Source organism: Myxococcales bacterium (genome assembly GCA_016712525.1).
GTDB lineage: Bacteria > Myxococcota_A > Polyangia > Polyangiales > Polyangiaceae > JAAFHV01.
In genome coordinates, this window is the sequence record JADJQX010000006.1 from 966,771 (window position 1) to 982,638 (window position 15,868).

Consider the following 15,868-nt stretch of genomic DNA (forward strand, 5'->3'; position numbering starts at 1 on the left):
ACCCCATGAGCCCCATCGCCCAAGCTACGCGCAAAGTCGCCATCATCGCCTCGCACGGAGGCCTCGACGAGGCCTATCCGTCCCTCATCCTCGCCAACGCCGCGCGCCAGGCCGGAATCGAGTGCTTCGTGGTCTTCACGTTCTGGGGCCTCGACATCATCACCGAGAGCAAGGTCGATCACCTGCACGTGAACCTGGCCGGGAACGCGGCCTCGGGCATGCCGACCATCGTCGCGGGGCTCCCGGGCATGGAGAGCCTGGCCGCGAAGATGATGAAAAAGCAGATGGAGGAGCTCGATCTGCCGACCGTGCGCGACATGCTCGGCATCCTCGACGAGGCGGGCGCCGAGCTCTACGCCTGCGAGCTCGCCATGAAGATGTTCAAGCGCGAGAAGGGCGATCTCATCCCGCAGGTGAAGGACGTGATCACCGCCGGTGATTTCTACGACCTCGCCGACGGCGCGCAGATCATCTTCACCTGAATCCGCGTCCGCCGAGGGCTCTCGCTCAATGGAGGGCCTTCGCGACGAGCGCTCGTGTGTGCGCGAGGAGCTCGGGGCCGCCCGGGTCGCCGTGGCCCGGCACCACCACGGTGGCCGTGCCGTACCTCGCCGCGACCGCGTCGAGCGCCGCGGGCCAGGTCGTGAGCGACGCGTCCGCGACGTTGCCGAGGGTCTTCGCGTCCGAAGCTTTGATCATGCACCCTCCGAAGAGCAGCCCTTCGCCGGGGAGGCTCACGACGACGTTGTCGGGCGCGTGGGCGGGGCCGGGGTCGAGCACCTCGGCCTCGACCCCGGCGAGCACGAGGCGCTGGGGAGACACGATCGGCTCGGGGCGAAACCCAGGGTGCACGAGGAGCGTGGTCGTCCTCTCGGTGGCGTAGAGGGTGACGCCCGCCGCGAAGAGCGTGGCGAGCCCACCCGTGCGATCGTCGTGCGAGTGGGTGAAGACGGCCTTCTTCACGGGGCACCCGCGGGCCTTCGCGAGCTCGAGGAGCCGCGCCGTCGGCTGCTCTCCCCACGCCGAGTCGACGAGCGCGCCCTCTCCGCGTGTGCACACGAGGAGCCCATTCGACGGGAAGCGGCCCACGTTGGGCAGCACGCGGTACGAGGTGTGGACGAGCACCCGCGGCGTGAGCTGGCGCAGGTCCACGCGGGCCGCGAGATCGTCCTCGGGCGCCGCGGTGGGGCTCGTGGGCTCGCGGCCTACGCCGATCTCGCACGCCGAGGCGAGCCCCGCGAGGAGCGCGGCGAGGGCGAGTGGGCCGAGGGCGCGAGCGTCGAACATGGCCGCATCGTACGCCGATCCCGGCCGTTCGATTCCAAGTAGGGAGATGTGCGTACGCGCTCGCGCGGACGTGCGCGCACCGTGCGCGCACCTCGGCCGAGCCGGTCACACACGCCGAAATCCCGGGAAATCCAGGCCCGTTCGAGGTGCTCGGGCTGGGCACGTCGGCTGCACTACCCGGAGCACGGGCCGCATCTCGCGAGCCCGGCTCGTCCTAGGGAGGTCTTCGCATGAATCGTCTGGCCACGTCTGCGCTCACCGTCGTCGCGTTCTCGTTCGTCGCCGCCGTGGGCGGTGAGGCTCACGCCCAGTCGGCCTGCAACTCGGGCTCGAAGGTGCTCACGGCGATTTGGGCGCAGTGGGGCGAGCGCATCAAGGCGAAGCAGTGCAAGTCGTCCGAGGAGTGCCTCGCCAACACGCAGAAGAAAGAGGAGCTCTTCCGCGAGATGCTCACGTTCTGGAACCAGCAGGCGCAGGGCTCGTGGGCGACGATCGGGCCGCGCCCGCTGCTCGTCGCCGGCGCCAAGAACGACGGCAAGGTCATCGCGGGAGGCTCGCGCCTCTTCGTCTCGCAGACGCCCCTCGAGGGAGACACCTGGGAGGTCGTCGTCACCAAAGAAGGCAACGGGGCGGCCGAGGTGACGGTCTCATCGAGCGACGGCGCGGGGTGCACACAAGGGCCGAGCGTGTCGTTCGCGAAGGGGGACAAGAACGGCACCAAGAAGAAGCTCACCCTCACCGGCGCGAACGGACGGATCGGCGTGGTGAAGGTCGACGCGAAGGGCACCGACGCGTTCGACTACGAGTTCACCTTCGTGAAGAAGTGAGGTCCACGATGAAGAGCAAAACTCTCGCGGTCGGGGTCGCCTCGCTCCTCTTGGGCACGGTCGTCACCGGCGCGCGTGCCGAGGGCGCGGGCGACATGAAGTACGGGACCCGCGTCGTGGCGCAGGGCTTCGAGTCTTCGTCGGGGTACAGCGCCTACATGTGCGAAGGCAGCGGCGTCTGGGCGAAGAAGGCCAAGTACTACACGAAGACGGGGGACTACCGCTCGGACGTCGACGTCTTCTACTCGGAGGCGGGCAACTCCGAGCGCGTCTACACGATCCGGCCGAATGGCGACGTCGTGAAGCACGGCTCGACCTACGTCGTCGCGAAGCTCGGGTACGTCGGCGGGGCCGCGAGCGTGACGGTGACCGTCTCGGATCCGTCGGGGATCAAGCGCGGCTCGGTGACGTGGACCCCGGTGTCGGGTGGCTTCTACAACGCCCAGGGCGCGTCGATGGGGACGTACGGGCGCGCGGCCGATGGCGACATGCGTATGCTCGCGTTCACCTTCTTCTACCTCGCCAAGGAACACGGCTGCCTCTCTTCGCGCTGAGGCCTCCTACCTCGCGGAGGAGCACGGGTGCCTCTCTTCTCGTCGAGCGGCGGCGGCGAGGTGGCGCTATTTCGTGGAGATTTTCCACTTCTTCATGAGCCTGTGGAGGACGAAGCGGTTCTTGAGGCCGAGGTCCTTGTAGGCCCTGTCTTGGACGCCGCCGTGGCGCTCGAGGGCCGCACGGACCTCCTCCTCCGTGAGCGTCTCGGAGGGGCGCCGTGGGCCTTCGTCCTCGGCGCGGGCCATCTCTTCGAGGACCTCGGGGTGGAGCTCGGCGGTGTCGCCTTGGGCGCGGCCGAGGGCGAGCCAGAGCAACGTCTCGAGCTCGCGGACGTTCGTGCGGTACGTGTGAGCGACGAGCGCGCGCACGAGCGGGAACGAGAGCCTTGGCTCGCCTCGATCGTCGAGGAAGCGTGCGCCGATGTCCGGGTCGGCCTCGCTCACGCGCCGAAGGATGTGCCTCGCGAGCAGGGGGACGTCCTCGCGGCGCTCGTCGAGCCCGGGCACCGTGAGGCGTAGGCGGAACCGCGCCGCGACGTCGTGTTTGAGGGCCGCGACCGGGCGGTTCGTCGCCGCGACGAGGCGCATGTCCGTTCGCCGCACGCGCGCCTCGCCGAGCCGTTGGTACTCGCCGCGCTCGTCGAGCACGCGGAGCAATCGCGCCTGGATCTCGTCGGGGAGCTCACCGAGCTCGTCGAGGAAGAGGGTCGTGCCGTCGGCCTCGCCCACGAGGCCCTTGCGCTCGGGCGTGCCAGGGTTCGGATAACCGCCGAGGTTCCCGAAGAGCTCCGCGTCGGCGATCCCCTCGGGGATGGTGACCGCGCTCCGCGAGACCATCGGCTTCTTTCCGCGCTTCGACAGGGCGTGGATGGCCTGCGCCACGATCTCCTTGCCGGCTCCGCTCGGGCCGAGGACGAGCACGTGGGCCGCGCGGGCTGCCACGAAGGCGACGTGCTCCCGGAGCTCCCAGGCGAGCGGGCTCTCTCCGACGATCCCGAGCCCGTCGGCTTCTCCGAAGCCAAAATCGGCCGCGAAGGCCTCGCGGAGGCGCGGGAGAACGGGGGGCCTCTCGACGCAGAGGAACGCGACCTGACCTTCGATCTCGCACGTCTCGCCCGGCGTGAGGGTGAGCGTGTCCACGGCCTTCCCGCGCGCGTCGAGGAGCCTTCGACGCCCGAGGTTCTTCACGAGCACGCCCTCGCGGTGGCGCACGACCTCGCACTGGCGACGCGAGATCGCAGGAGAGTCGAGCGGCGGGCGAGCTTCGTTTTGCCCTGGGCGCTGGCGCACGAGCGGGGCGAGCTCGTCCTCGTCGGGCTCGCGCCCGAGGATCTTCGGAGTCTCGGGCGCGAAGAGCAGGTCTCCCACGCGGCCAGGGTCGTACGCGTGCACGATCACGAGCGCGAGCCTCGGCCCGGCGGAGCTCTCCTTCGCGGACGGCGAGGGCTCGTCGATGGTCTCGTTCACCATGTGTACACGACCCCGGGGGCCCGCGCGGTTCGGCTCGGACCGGGCCTCGCGAAGTGAAGGATGGCTGCCGCGACGAGCGCCGCCGCCCCCACGCCGACGCCGATGGTGGACGTCCACGCGAGCCCGATCGCGCGATCCATCGCCGCGGCGCCCTCGGGCGTGCAGGTCGAGCGGGTGGGACAGCCCGCGTCGCTCTCGGCCTTCTGGCCGAAGGCGAGGCCGCCCACGACGCCGCCCACGACGACGAACGCAGCGCCCCCTGCGACGAGGAGGATCTCGGGGGCGCGCGACGGGGCCGCCGGAGCCGAGGCGGGCGGGGTGGATCGTGGAGCGGGCTCGACCTGCGCGGGCTCGGGAACGAGCCGCGGGAGCACGAGCGCTCGGATTTCACCCGGCGCTCCGGCCTCGAACGCGCGCTCGATCGGCAGGTAGCCCGAGGCTCGCGCGGCGACCACGTGGCTGCCCGCGTCGACCGGCAGGGGGAGGCCGAGGGCCGCCGGGCCAATACGTGTATCATCCAAGTAAATCGTGGCCTCGGCGGGGCCCTCGGACGTGATCTTCACGAAGGTCATCTTGGGGCGCAGCTCGGCGAGCTTCGCCCGCGCGAGGCCCTCCCGATCGCGGCGGCCGTCCTTCACGGCGACCGAGGCGGCCTCGTTGAAGGTGGCGTAGGCCGACGCGTAGCGCCCGAGCCGCTCCCAGCACGCGCCGAGGTCGAGCAGCGTGCCCCCGCCCGGATCGATGCGCTGGCTCTCCGCGAGCTTCGGGCAAGCCTCGGCGAAGTCGCCACGCTCCATGAGCGCGACCCCTTCCTCGAAGAGCACCTGCGCCACGGCGGCCGCGCTCGGCTGAGCGTGGGCCGTTCGGGCGAGCGTTCCGAGCGCGACGAGGGCCCCGAGGGCGAGACCCCTACTTCCGATCATGGGTCGGGATGATGCCAGAGTCGTGCCCGGCCGTGGGCGCCACGTTGGGGGACGGAGGCTCGACCGTCGAGACCGAGGGGCGCGGGGCAGGGCGCGGGGCCGCGGGCGCGAGCGACGCGGAGGGCTTGGGCGTCGCCGGGGCTGGAGGAGGGCTCGCGTCGGGCTCGTCTCGGAGGGCCGACGCGGGCGCGAGCGTGACCGCCGGAGGCAGGGCCTCCTCGATCGCGATGGGCGGCGCCTCGGCGCGTCTCGGGAGCGTGAGGCGCACGGCACCGGCGCCCGCGAGCACGAGCACGAGGCCGAGCGACACGCGCCCCACGCGCCCTACATGCCCGCGTCGCTCCGCAGACGGCGAAACCTTCGTTCGAGGCTCCGACGGAGCCGGGAGGTCGTGGTGCGCGTCGTCGTCGCGGAGCGCGCGCGCGATCTCGGCTGGGGTGGGGCGCTCACCGGGGGCGCGCGTGAGCATGCGATCGACGAGCGCCGCGAGCGGGCGGGGGACGTCGGGCGCGGCCTCGGACAGAGGTGGCAGCGGTCCGCTCGTGATCGCCTTCAGCGTGAGGCCCACGGTCGGCGCGGCGGTCGGTGGCGCGCCGGTGAGCGCCTCGTACAGCATGACACCGAGCGCCCACACGTCCGCGCGCCCGTCGACGTCGAGCTCTCCGAACACGACCTCGGGCGCCATGTAGAGAGGCGTGCCGACGAGGTCCCCCGTGTCGGTCATGCGCGGGCCCGACGTGAGCGTCGCGATCTTCGCGATGCCGAAATCGAGGACCTTCACCTCCTCGTCGCCGTCGGCTCCCCGCGCGAGGAAGACGTTGTCGGGCTTGAGGTCGCGGTGCACGACGCCCGCCTCGTGCGCCGCCACGAGCGCCTCGGCGACCGGCGCGAAGATCGCGCGGGCCTCGTCGAGCGCGAGCGGCCCGCGCGCGAGCCGCGCCGTGAGGGTCTCCCCCTCGAGCAGATCCATGACGAGGAACGGCGCGCCGCTCGGGAGCTCGAGCACGTCGAGCACGGTGGCCACGGCGGGGTGCCGAACCGCGCACGCGGCCTTCGCCTCGCGAACGAGGCGGCCGTGGCTCTTGGGGTCGGAAGTCTTCGATTCTCTTAGGAATTTTAGCGCAAAGGCCTTGCCCGTGACCGTGTGCGTCGCCGCCCACACGACGCCCATCCCGCCCTCCCCCACGACGCGGTCGAGCACGTAGCGGTCGGCGACCACCGTGCCTCGAGACAGCTCGTCGGCGAGGACTTCCATGAGGGCCATCGACGCCGAAGGGTAGCAAATTCGCGCGGCCCGAGCCCGGGTGGGCGAACGGCGTCACGGCTTTGCTATATGTGCCTCGTGCGTGTCTCGCTCCGGCTCGTCGTTGCGTCCGCGGTCGTCGTCGCGGCAGGGTGCCACCTGCTCGTGGGGACGGAGGAGCGCACGGTGGGGGTCGCGACCGAGCCCGACGGCGCCCCGAGCGACGCGCCCGCCACGCCCGACGCGCCGGTCGACGCGGGCCAAGATGCCCCCGAGGCGAGCCTCGACGCGGGCGCGTGCGATCCGACGAAGCCCTTCGATTCGCCCGTCCCCGTTTTGGGGGTGAACAGCGTCGGCGGCGAGTTCGGCGTGACGCTCTCGGCTGACGAGCTCGAGATCTTCGTCACGTCCACGGGGGCCTCCGGTGGGGTCGCGTCGGTCCATCGGGCCACGCGCGCGCGCGTCGGCGAGCGGTTCGAGGGGCTCGAGCCGGTCACGCTCGCGGGGGTGCCCTCCGCGCACTGGGGCGTCACGCTGAGCGCGGACGGCAAGGAGCTCCTCGTGTCGGCCGGCCCGCGTCCGCGGCGTGTCTACCGCGCGTTTCGCCCGAGCGTGATCGAGCCGTTCGGCCCGGGCGAGCTCCTCCCGTTCGAGGGCGCGGCGGCCGGGGTCGCGTTCGACACACCCTCTCTCGGGGGCGAGGGGATCCTCTACCTCTCGCGCGAGCAAGGCCCGCAGTTCGACATGTTCTTCGCCTTCCGGAACGACGCGGGCGGCTTCTCGGCGCCCCGAAACCTCGTGGCCTTCAACACGCCCGGCACGAGCGAGGACTGGCCCGTCGAGTCGCACGACGGCAAGGTGCTCTTTTTCGCGAGCGGCGGGCTCTCGGCCACCGAAATCCTCGAGGCCCGGCGCGAATCGCGTGGCGAGCCCTACCCGGTCGGGCGCACACTGGCCTTCCCGCAGTCGGCGCTCAAGCACCCCGGCTTCGTCTCGCGTGACGGTTGCCGCTTGTACCTCGTGATGGAGAACGCACCCGGCGGGAGCGGCGGCTCGGACGTGTTCGTGGCGACCCGCGGCCGCCCCTGACCCACGTAGATTTTTCGCGAAGTGCGCGGGCAAAAACCGCGTAAGCTAGAGAGTCTCGCGCGCGTGTGGGGGCGTGTACGAGAAAGGCGGTCCCCGGCGATGCGTTCGTGCGAAACCCCGAGCTTCCCCCAAGGCGCCGCCTCATCGCGGAGGGCGTCGTGAGCGTCGTACGGGCGCCCGCCGCAAAACGTGTGCTTTACATTGGCCCGTCGGCCGAGCAGGGGCGCGCCTTCTGCGCCTCGGTCGGCGCCGCCGAGGGCGTGACGCGGGTCTCTCCCGACGGCAAGACGCTCGCGTGGTCCGACATCGTGTGCACGTTCCTCGTCGAGGAGCGCGCCGTGGGCCTCGTCGACGAGCTCGCGAAGAGCTACGTGAACCTGCTCGTGCTCGACCTCCGCGGCGACACGGCCTCCGAGCGCGAGAACGCGACCCGCGCGATGGCCGTGCTCGACGAGCTCGACGCCCCGGAGGACGTCGAGGTGCGGTACGGGTTCCACCGCATCCTCGCCCTCGTGTCGGGGACGAGCGCCTTCTCGGATCGCATCGTGCTCGAGCTCGGCGCGCGGGGCGTGGGGCGCGTGATCCGCCACGCGGCCTACGAGACGTCGACCACCGTCGATCCCTCGTTCGGCGCCCGCTTCGTCGACGAGGCGACGGTCGCGCTCAACGATCGCAAGCTCGGCAAGCGCGCCCTCTGCGCGGCCGGCGGCGGCATCACGGGCATCTTCTTCGAGCTCGGCGTCATGAAATGCCTCGACGATGCCCTCGATCAGGGAGGCGTGAACGGCTTCGAGATGTTCTTCGGCATCAGCGCCGGGGCCGTCGTCACCGGGCCCATCGCCGTCGGTTACTCGGTCGACGAGTACATGGCCGCCGTGGCCGGGGTCCCCGGGGGGCGAGTCCCCGCGCTCGATCTGCGCCTCTTTCGCCTCGGGCACGTCGACGTCCCCGGTTTCGTGCGGCGCTTCGGCATGGCCGCGCGTGCGGCGTTCGGGAGCGTCGCGCGGCCGCTGCTCGGGAAGGGGCGGGAGCTGTCACGCGAGCAGGTGCTCTTCGGGTACCTCGACCTCGTCGCGCCGCCCTTCCGCGCCGACAAGTTCGAGGAGCTCTTGCGAGGCATCCTCGACGCCCCCGGGGGCACGAACGACTTCCGCAAGCTCGCGCGCCCGCTCTTCGTCGGCGCGACCGATCAAGACGCGCGCCGCCACGTGCTCTTCGGCGACGAGGAGCACGCCGATATCCCCATCAGCCAGGCCATCCAAGCCTCGCTCAGCATCAACCCGGCGTTCTCGGCCACGTCGATCCGTGGCCGCTACTACGAGGACGGCGCGATCACGCGCACCACGAACTTCGCCGAGGCCATCCGCCGCGGCGCGACGCTCATCTTCGTGGTCGACCCGTTCCTGCCCTACGTCGCGCGCACCCCGGGCTACAACGACCGCCGCGGCATCCTCTACAACATCGACCAGGACGTGCGCACGATCTCCTACACGCGCTACGAGAGCTCGCGGAACCACGTCCTCCGCAAGCACCCCGAGGTGAAGAGCTACACGTTCGTGCCCGCGAACCGTCAGCGCCGCCTCATCTCGCAGAACCCGATGGATCATCGGCCGTACCTCGAGATTTGGCGGGGCGCGTACCTGTCGACGTACAACCGGCTCGTCCACCTGCGCCCGCGCCTCGAGGGCGATCTCCGCGCCCACGGGGTCGGCCTCGACTTGTCCCGCGCTGAGGCGGTGGCCGAGCGCCTCAAGGCCTCGCGCGAGCTCTCCCTCTCGGACTTCTTTCCGGACGGCAAGATCGCCATTCGCACCCCGCCGCTCGGCGGTCACGGTCAACGGCGTACGGTCGAGCCGCCCCGGGTCGCGGTCCAGCTCTGACGTTCGACGTAGCCGCGTCGCGTCGTCTCGAGGCCGAGCTTCGTCTCCCGCGGATCACGGCGGAAAACGGGGCTCGACCGTCGCGCGTGCCCCCGACCTTCGGCCAAGGTTTGGTAGAGTCGTCGCCTGGAGGAGCACGTGAACGCACACCTTAGGGAAATCCTCGATCTGGTCGTCCGCTGGGTCCACATCATCGCGGGCATCATGTGGATCGGCAACTCGCTCCTCTTCAACTGGCTCGATCGCAACCTCGAGAAGGCGCCGGGCAAAGGGAAGCTCTCGGAGGGCGAGATCTGGCTGCTCCACTCGGGTGCGTTCTATCAAGTCGAGAAGAAGCTCCTCGCGCCCGGCGAGATGCCGAAGACGCTCCACTGGTTCAAGTGGCAGAACTTCACCACGTGGGCGAGCGGCATCGCGCTGCTCGTCGTCGTCTATTACATGGGCGGCGCGGCGCTCCTCCCCGATCCGCAGATCGCGAACCTGCACCCGCACATGCTGATGACGATCGGCATCGGGAGCATCGTCGGGGGGTGGGTCGTCTACGATCTGTTGTGGAAGATCGTAGGCAAAAAGAGCCCGATGGCGGCCACGGTGCTCTCGATCGCGGCGCTCTTCGGTCTCGCGTTCGGCCTCACCCACGCCATGAGCGGGCGCGCGGCGTTCCTGCACGTGGGCGTGGTGATGGGCACGTGCATGACCGGCAACGTGTGGATGACCATCGTGCCCTCGCAGCGCGAGCTCGTGAACGCCACCGAGCAAGGCCGCGAGCAGGACAAGGCGCTCAGCCTGAAGGCGAAGCAGCGCAGCATCCACAACAACTACATGACGTTCCCGCTCCTCTTCATCATGGTCTCGAACCATTTCCCGGCCGTGACCGGGGCGAAGGCGAGCTGGGCGGCCCTCTTCGTGGTGATGACCACGGGCGCGCTCGTGCGCCACTTCATGAACGTGCGCTTCACGTTCAAGCCGTGGTTCCCCATCACGGCGGGCGTCGTGCTCTCGGGGCTCGTGGGCACGTACGTGCTCACCGCGCGGTGGGACGAGCCCAAGGCCACGGCCGACGCGTCGGGCCCCAAGGTGGCCTTCGCCGAAGCGCGCTCCGTGATCGAGACGCGCTGCACCTCGTGCCACTCGCAGAACCCGACCGACGACCTCTTCAAGGCCCCTCCGAGCGGCGTCATGCTCGACACCCCCGAGCGCATGAAGCTCCTCGCCCCGCGCATCCGCGAACGCGCGTACGTGCTGAAGACCATGCCCCTCATGAACAAGACCCAGATCACCGACGCCGAGCGCGACATCTTGGGCCGTTGGGTCGCCCAGGGCGCCAATATCGACTGATGGCGATCGTTTAACTGTACGAAAATACTCGTGTTTATGTCGCGCTCCGGAAAAGCTCTCGGGGCGCGAACCCTTTTGTGTGCGCGCGGCTCTCACGCAAAGAGGCTCGGGGACACCGCCCCGATAGCGCGTGACGCGGCGCCACGCCGAGGTCGCGCCTCCCCAAAAAGATCCCAGCACCGGAGCACTCCCCATGGCCCAGATCGAGACGTTCTACGACCCCGCGACCTACACCCTCACGTACCTCGTGTACGACCCGAGCTCGAAAGACGCCGTGGTCATCGATCCGGTGCTCGACTACGACCCGCTCTCGTCGTCGACGAGCTCCGAGTCGGCCGACAAGCTCGCCGCGTTCGTGAAGGACAAGGGGCTGAAGCTCCAGTGGGTGCTCGAGACGCACGCCCACGCCGACCACCTCTCCGCTTCGGCCTGGCTGAAGACGCATTTTCCCGGCGCCAAGGTGGCGATCGGGGAGCGCATCCGCGAGGTACAGGAGACGTTCAAGCCCGTCTTCGACTTGCCCGAGTCCTTCAAGACGGACGGCAGCCAGTTCGACAAGCTCCTCGCCGACGGTGAGGTCTTGAAGGTCGGCGCGCTCTCCATCGAGACCATCGCGACGCCGGGCCACACGCCGGCGTGTGTGACCTTCAAGGTCGACGACGCGCTCTTCACCGGGGACGCGCTCTTCATGGAAGACTACGGCACCGGGCGCTGCGACTTCCCGAAGGGGTCGTCCGATGCGCTCTACACGTCGGTCCACGACAAGCTCTATGCCTACCCCGACGCGACGCGCGTCTTCGTGGGACATGACTACCAACCGAACGGGCGCGACGTGAAATGGGAGACCACCATCGGCGCCTCCAAGGAGCGGAACATCCAGCTCCGTCAGTCGACGAGCCGGGAGGACTTCGTGAAGGCGCGAAACGCCCGCGACGCCACGCTGAAGGCCCCGCGCCTCCTCTTCCAGAGCGTTCAAGTGAACATCGACGCGGGGCAGCTCCCCGAGGCGTCGAAGTCGGGAATTCGCCACCTGCGCATGCCCGTGAACCTCAAGAAGCCCACCGGGCGCGACGGCACCCCCAAAGGGCCGTGAGGGCGCTCGTCGTCACGGTGCTCCTCGGGGCTTCTCTCGTCGGGTGTCGAGCTCCGAAGAAAGAAGCCCCCGAGGCGAGCGCGGCCCGCGCCAAGGCCGTGCTCTCACCCTTCCAGACCGAGCTCAAAGGTGCCCTCGAGAGCGCCATGGCGTCCGGAGGACCCGAGCCGGCCGTCGAGGCGTGCTCGTCGATCGCGCCTGCCCTGGCCGCGAAGGCCTCGGCCGGGGGCGTGACGGTGGGCCGCACGTCGCCGAAGCTCCGCAATCCCAAGAACGCGGCGCCTCCGTGGGTCGTGCCGGCCATGACCGAGCTCGCCGCGGCGAAGAAGGAAGGTGACTATCGGGTCGTCCCGCTCGCCGATGGCAAAGTGGGATACGCGGAGACGATCCTCGTCAAGCCGAAGTGCCTTCTTTGCCATGGAGCCGACGTCGCGCCGGGAGTCGCCGCGAAGCTCGCGGCCAAGTACCCGAGCGACGCGGCTCGGGGCTACTCGGAGGGAGACTTTCGTGGGGTGTCGTGGGTCGAGCTCCCGCCACCGTGAAATCAGCCGAAACGGTCACGACACCGAAGATGCCTTCGGAGAACGAGGAACGGACATGAGCGCCGAAGCGCCGAGCGCGCCGAAGAGAGCACGAAACCCCTGGGCCCGCGCGGCGGCCGCCGTCGTCGCCGGGGCGACGATAGGGTTCCTCTACTACCGCTTCGTGGGGTGTCGCACGGGCACGTGTTTGATCTCGTCCAACCCGTACGTGTCGACGCTGTACGGGGCTTTCGTGGGCTTCTTGCTGGGCAAACCGAAGGCCGCGCTGCCACCGGCCAAGCCCGGCTGAGCGTGGTGTCTCGAGGCGTCGCACGGAGCGTGCCCCACGGAGGCGCGTGACACGACGCAGCGCGAAATCCATCGGAATCCGAGATCGCTCGGTTGCGATGGACCGCCGACCCGCGATAGAAGCGGCGCCCATGTCGTTTCGTCACGTGATCCTGGATTTCGACGGTACGTGCACCCGCGTGGAGGACGTCCACGAGGCCTACGTGGCCGAGTGCATTCGTATCTTCGAGGCCGAGGTCATGCCCGGCACCGCGAAGGATCTCCGCGCGGCCCTCGCCGCCGTCAAGAAGGCCTCTCCGGGCGCGGGGTGGACGCTCGCCGTCACTCCGGCGGCGCCCGCGTTCGCCGATCCGTACGTCGCCGTCGGCGAGGCGGTGCGCCTCGTGGTCAAGAAGCGCCACATCACGAAGGCCGTCCCCCTCGACATGCACCACCGCGCGAACGAGCTCGCGCAGGCCCCTTGGCGCGACGAGATGATCGACGTGCTCGAGGCCTTCCGAAAAAAAGAAGATCACGATCACCTTCGTCTCGAACTCGAAGACCACCAAGATCGGGCACCGCCTCGACGATCTCCTCACGGGGCGCCCGGCCCTGCGCTCGCAGATCCGCGTCCTCGGCGACGCTGGCAAATTCCGTATCCGCGAGCTCGAGGACGACAGCGTCTCTCCCGCGCTCCGGAAGGCCTTCACCGCGCTCCCGCCCGCCGAGCCCGCCCTCGTCGGAGGCAGGCCCGTGTACCTGCGCCGAGGGGGCTACATGGAGGCGCTCGCGAAGGTGTGGGGCGGCAAGGACCTGGCCGCGCAGACCCTCGTCTGCGGCGACATCTGGGAGCTCGATCTCGCCATGCCGGCCCTGCTCGGCGCCCACGTGCACCTCGTGAAGCGTGACGCCCCTTACGCCACCTACCCGTACGAGACACGCGCGATCGCGGCGCTCGGGGCCCGGGGCTCCTTCGGGGCCCTCCGCGACGTGCTCGCGCGCCTCTGAGCGCCTCTGGGCCCGGGTCAGCGCTTCGCCGCGGCGAGCGCCTCGCGCACGGCGCCGAAGCAGGTGTCGGCCTCGGGGCCGCCCATGCCGAAGAAATAGGTGCCGGGCCTCCCCTCGGTCCCAGGGAAGCCTCCGATGGACATGCCGTCGTCTCCCGGGGCGTCGAGCTGGCCCAAGGCCGCGGTCATCATGAGGCCGCGGGTCGCCGTCGCGCCGAGCAGCGGCACCGACATGACGGTCGCGGGGCGCGTCGGGCCGCCCGTCGCGACGATGAGGTGCGTCGCGCCGAGCACGAGCACCATGTCGTGCTCCGGGTCGGGATCGGCGGGGTTCGAGCGCCGCCCGAAGAGCTTGCCGAGGAACGAGGTCTGCGGCGGGTTCTCCCGATGCGTGATCCATACACGTAACCTCTCGAGCCCGAGGCTCGCGCGCTCGGCGTGGGCGCGGAGGGCTTCGAGGATCGCAGGTGGGAGGCCCTCGAGGGAGACCTCGCGGGTCGTGCTCACGTAGAGGGGAGGGGACATGGAACCCTTCGATTCTAAACCGATTTTTGCCCGAAAAAGCAAAACCGCCGAGCCCTCGTGTGGGGGGCTCGGCGGCCTCGGATCACTCGGGTCGCCCCGAGCGGCTCACTCTTCGCCGACGAACTTCGCCGTCGCCGGCTCGAGCACGCAGGTCGTGCCGTTGAAGCGCTGGGCGCCGGGCTTCGAGCCGAGGTTGTCGCTCGGGAGGAGCGAGTCGGACTCGACGAGGTTGTGGTAGACCTCGATGAACTCGGCGCGGCGCTGCGAGAGGATGCGCAGCGTGTCCTCGGTGAAGGCCGCGGCGCTCGCGGTCTTGCGGTCGGAGCACGCCTTGCCGTACGCCTCGAGGGTGGCCGTGTGCGCGGCGGCGTCGTCCGTCTTGGCGATGCGGGCCGCGAGGCCCTTGGCGCCGCGGGCCGTCGACTTGGCGAGGTTCGCGCCGAACTGCGCCTTGAGGTCGGCCGGGTCCTTCCAGGTCTTCGGGAGCGCTTCGGCGAGGCCGCAGCGGGCCGACGAGAACGCGGGCGTGGTGAAGTCGGTCATGAGCACGTCGGCCACGAAGTCGGCGTCGACGAGGCCCTGGCGCACGAGCTCCTGCACGGCGTCGACGTCGGCGTACGACTTCTCGGGGCCGTTCATCGGGAAGATCGAGTCGCCGGCCTGGCCGCCGATCTTGCTCGCGAACTTGGTGAGGGTGTCCGAGTAGGCCTTCGAGTCGACCGAGAGCGAGTCGACCGTGGGGAGCTTGAGGCCGACGCTCTGCTCGAGGCCGAGCTCGACGCCCGTGCCCGTACGGGGCGCGCGGAGGAGCGGGCTCACCACGAACGCGCCGGGGAGCATGCTCGAGAACGTGCTCACCGTGCCGAAGCGCTGGCTGTTCTTCGAGTGCGCGGCGATGAGCGTGCCCTCGCCGACGTCGCAGAAGAGCTGCGTGAGCACACCCTTGAGATCCCCGCCGGTCTTGGCGCGCTCGACGCGGCCCTTCGAGTGCATGTGCGTCGACGAGATGATGCGCTTCTCCATGTCGTCCGCGCGGACCACCTTGGAGAACATGCGGTTGAAGGTGGCGTCGGGCGACTTGGGGTCGACCACGGTCATCCACGTGGAGGTCCAGTTGGCCCACGAGTCGTGGAGCTCCTTCATGATCGGCGCGCCCGACGTGTGGCAGTTCATGCACTGGAACGTCGGCTGGGCGCCCTTCGCGCTCGAGGGCACCATGGTGCCGTCGCCCATGCGCTCCCACGCGCCGCCCTTCTCGCGGTAGTACACGAACGCCTGGATCTTCTCGCTCCAGGCCATGACCTCGGTGCCCGCTTGCGGGGCGCCGCTGCCCGACGCGAACGACGCGACGTAGAGCTTGTCGGTCGCCACGCCGGCGCCGCCCGCGATGACGAACCGGTACGTGTTCTCGAGCGAGGGCTTGTCGCCGTTCTCGGACACGACGAAGAACTCGGGCTTCACCGTGGTGCCCGCCGAAGGAGCCGGGGCCGGGGCCGAGCCCGAGGCCGAAGGAGCCGGGGCCGCGGGCGCGACGCCCTCGAGGCGATCGAGCAGCGCGCTCAGGGTCGTGGGGCACGCCTCGGTGCCCTTGCGGTTCGAGACGCGCTTGCCCTTCACGATGATCGTGCACTTCGCGTTGCCGAGCACGCCCGACAGGAACGTGTCGTCGGGTACGCCGGCGACCGTGATGTCCTCGATCGAGGTGTCCTCCTCCTCGGTCGTGGCGTCCGAGCCACACGCCGGAAGAGCGAAGCCCGAGACAACGGCGGTCGAGAGGGCGAAGAGGGGGAGCAGCGAGCGACGAATGGCCTTCATGGAGTGGA

The 15,868-nt window shown here is 69.9% G+C and carries 16 protein-coding genes; 10 read left to right on the plus strand and 6 right to left on the minus strand.

Annotated features, from left to right (window positions below; genetic code table 11):
* Positions 1-5 precede the first annotated feature (5 nt).
* Positions 6-482 carry a DsrE/DsrF/DrsH-like family protein gene (locus IPK71_16050; protein MBK8215252.1) on the plus strand — a complete coding sequence of 159 codons (477 nt, stop codon included), beginning with the start codon at positions 6-8 and terminating at the stop codon, positions 480-482.
* A gap of 25 nt (positions 483-507) precedes the next feature.
* Here the strand turns inward: IPK71_16050 and bla are convergent, their stop codons facing one another.
* A complete protein-coding gene (gene bla, locus IPK71_16055) occupies positions 508-1,287 on the minus strand; it encodes a subclass B1 metallo-beta-lactamase (protein ID MBK8215253.1) in 780 nt (259 codons plus the stop codon).
* Positions 1,288-1,517: 230 nt separating this feature from the next.
* Here bla and IPK71_16060 point away from each other — a divergent pair, with 230 nt between their 5' ends.
* Positions 1,518-2,114 carry a hypothetical protein gene (locus IPK71_16060; protein ID MBK8215254.1) on the plus strand — a complete coding sequence of 199 codons (597 nt, stop codon included), beginning with the start codon at positions 1,518-1,520 and terminating at the stop codon, positions 2,112-2,114.
* 8 nt (positions 2,115-2,122) lie between these two features.
* The gene (locus IPK71_16065) at positions 2,123-2,668 is read left to right on the plus strand and encodes a hypothetical protein (GenBank protein MBK8215255.1); all 546 of its coding nucleotides are present in this window, start codon (positions 2,123-2,125) and stop codon (positions 2,666-2,668) included.
* A gap of 66 nt (positions 2,669-2,734) precedes the next feature.
* Here IPK71_16065 and IPK71_16070 read toward each other — a convergent pair whose 3' ends face one another.
* From IPK71_16070 to IPK71_16080, 3 genes are read right to left on the minus strand one after another with little or no spacing between them, the layout of a single operon-like run.
* Entirely contained in the window at positions 2,735-4,138 is a 1,404-nt protein-coding gene (locus IPK71_16070; GenBank protein ID MBK8215256.1) for a sigma-54-dependent Fis family transcriptional regulator, read from the minus strand.
* Positions 4,132-5,061 carry a hypothetical protein gene (locus tag IPK71_16075; protein MBK8215257.1) on the minus strand — a complete coding sequence of 310 codons (930 nt, stop codon included), beginning with the start codon at positions 5,059-5,061 and terminating at the stop codon, positions 4,132-4,134. The genes IPK71_16070 and IPK71_16075 overlap by 7 nt, the downstream gene beginning before the upstream one ends.
* Entirely contained in the window at positions 5,048-6,325 is a 1,278-nt protein-coding gene (locus IPK71_16080) for a serine/threonine protein kinase (protein MBK8215258.1), read from the minus strand. Before IPK71_16080 ends, IPK71_16075 begins: the two co-directional genes overlap by 14 nt.
* Before the next feature lie 78 nt (positions 6,326-6,403).
* On the opposite strand from IPK71_16080, the gene IPK71_16085 reads away from it, so the two are divergent.
* From IPK71_16085 to IPK71_16115, 7 genes are all read left to right on the plus strand, one after another.
* Positions 6,404-7,393 carry a hypothetical protein gene (locus tag IPK71_16085; protein MBK8215259.1) on the plus strand — a complete coding sequence of 330 codons (990 nt, stop codon included), beginning with the start codon at positions 6,404-6,406 and terminating at the stop codon, positions 7,391-7,393.
* 158 nt (positions 7,394-7,551) lie between these two features.
* Positions 7,552-9,273 carry a patatin-like phospholipase family protein gene (locus tag IPK71_16090; protein MBK8215260.1) on the plus strand — a complete coding sequence of 574 codons (1,722 nt, stop codon included), beginning with the start codon at positions 7,552-7,554 and terminating at the stop codon, positions 9,271-9,273.
* Between the two features lie 138 nt (positions 9,274-9,411).
* Positions 9,412-10,611, plus strand: coding sequence for a urate hydroxylase PuuD (locus IPK71_16095; GenBank protein MBK8215261.1), 1,200 nt, complete (start codon positions 9,412-9,414; stop codon positions 10,609-10,611).
* Between the two features lie 193 nt (positions 10,612-10,804).
* Positions 10,805-11,704 (plus strand): MBL fold metallo-hydrolase, encoded by a 900-nt coding sequence (locus IPK71_16100; protein ID MBK8215262.1) that lies wholly within the window; start codon positions 10,805-10,807, stop codon positions 11,702-11,704.
* Positions 11,701-12,246, plus strand: a complete 546-nt coding sequence (locus IPK71_16105) for a DUF3365 domain-containing protein (GenBank protein ID MBK8215263.1) — start codon at positions 11,701-11,703, stop codon at positions 12,244-12,246. Before IPK71_16100 ends, IPK71_16105 begins: the two co-directional genes overlap by 4 nt.
* A 55-nt stretch (positions 12,247-12,301) precedes the next feature.
* Positions 12,302-12,535, plus strand: coding sequence for a hypothetical protein (locus IPK71_16110; GenBank protein MBK8215264.1), 234 nt, complete (start codon positions 12,302-12,304; stop codon positions 12,533-12,535).
* A gap of 731 nt (positions 12,536-13,266) precedes the next feature.
* Positions 13,267-13,521 (plus strand): hypothetical protein, encoded by a 255-nt coding sequence (locus IPK71_16115; protein MBK8215265.1) that lies wholly within the window; start codon positions 13,267-13,269, stop codon positions 13,519-13,521.
* 17 nt (positions 13,522-13,538) lie between these two features.
* Here IPK71_16115 and IPK71_16120 read toward each other — a convergent pair whose 3' ends face one another.
* On the minus strand, positions 13,539-14,045 hold the full coding sequence (locus tag IPK71_16120; protein ID MBK8215266.1) for a hypothetical protein: 507 nt from the start codon (positions 14,043-14,045) through the stop codon (positions 13,539-13,541).
* A 105-nt stretch (positions 14,046-14,150) separates the two neighbouring features.
* On the minus strand, positions 14,151-15,860 hold the full coding sequence (locus IPK71_16125; protein ID MBK8215267.1) for a hypothetical protein: 1,710 nt from the start codon (positions 15,858-15,860) through the stop codon (positions 14,151-14,153).
* Positions 15,861-15,868 lie beyond the last annotated feature (8 nt).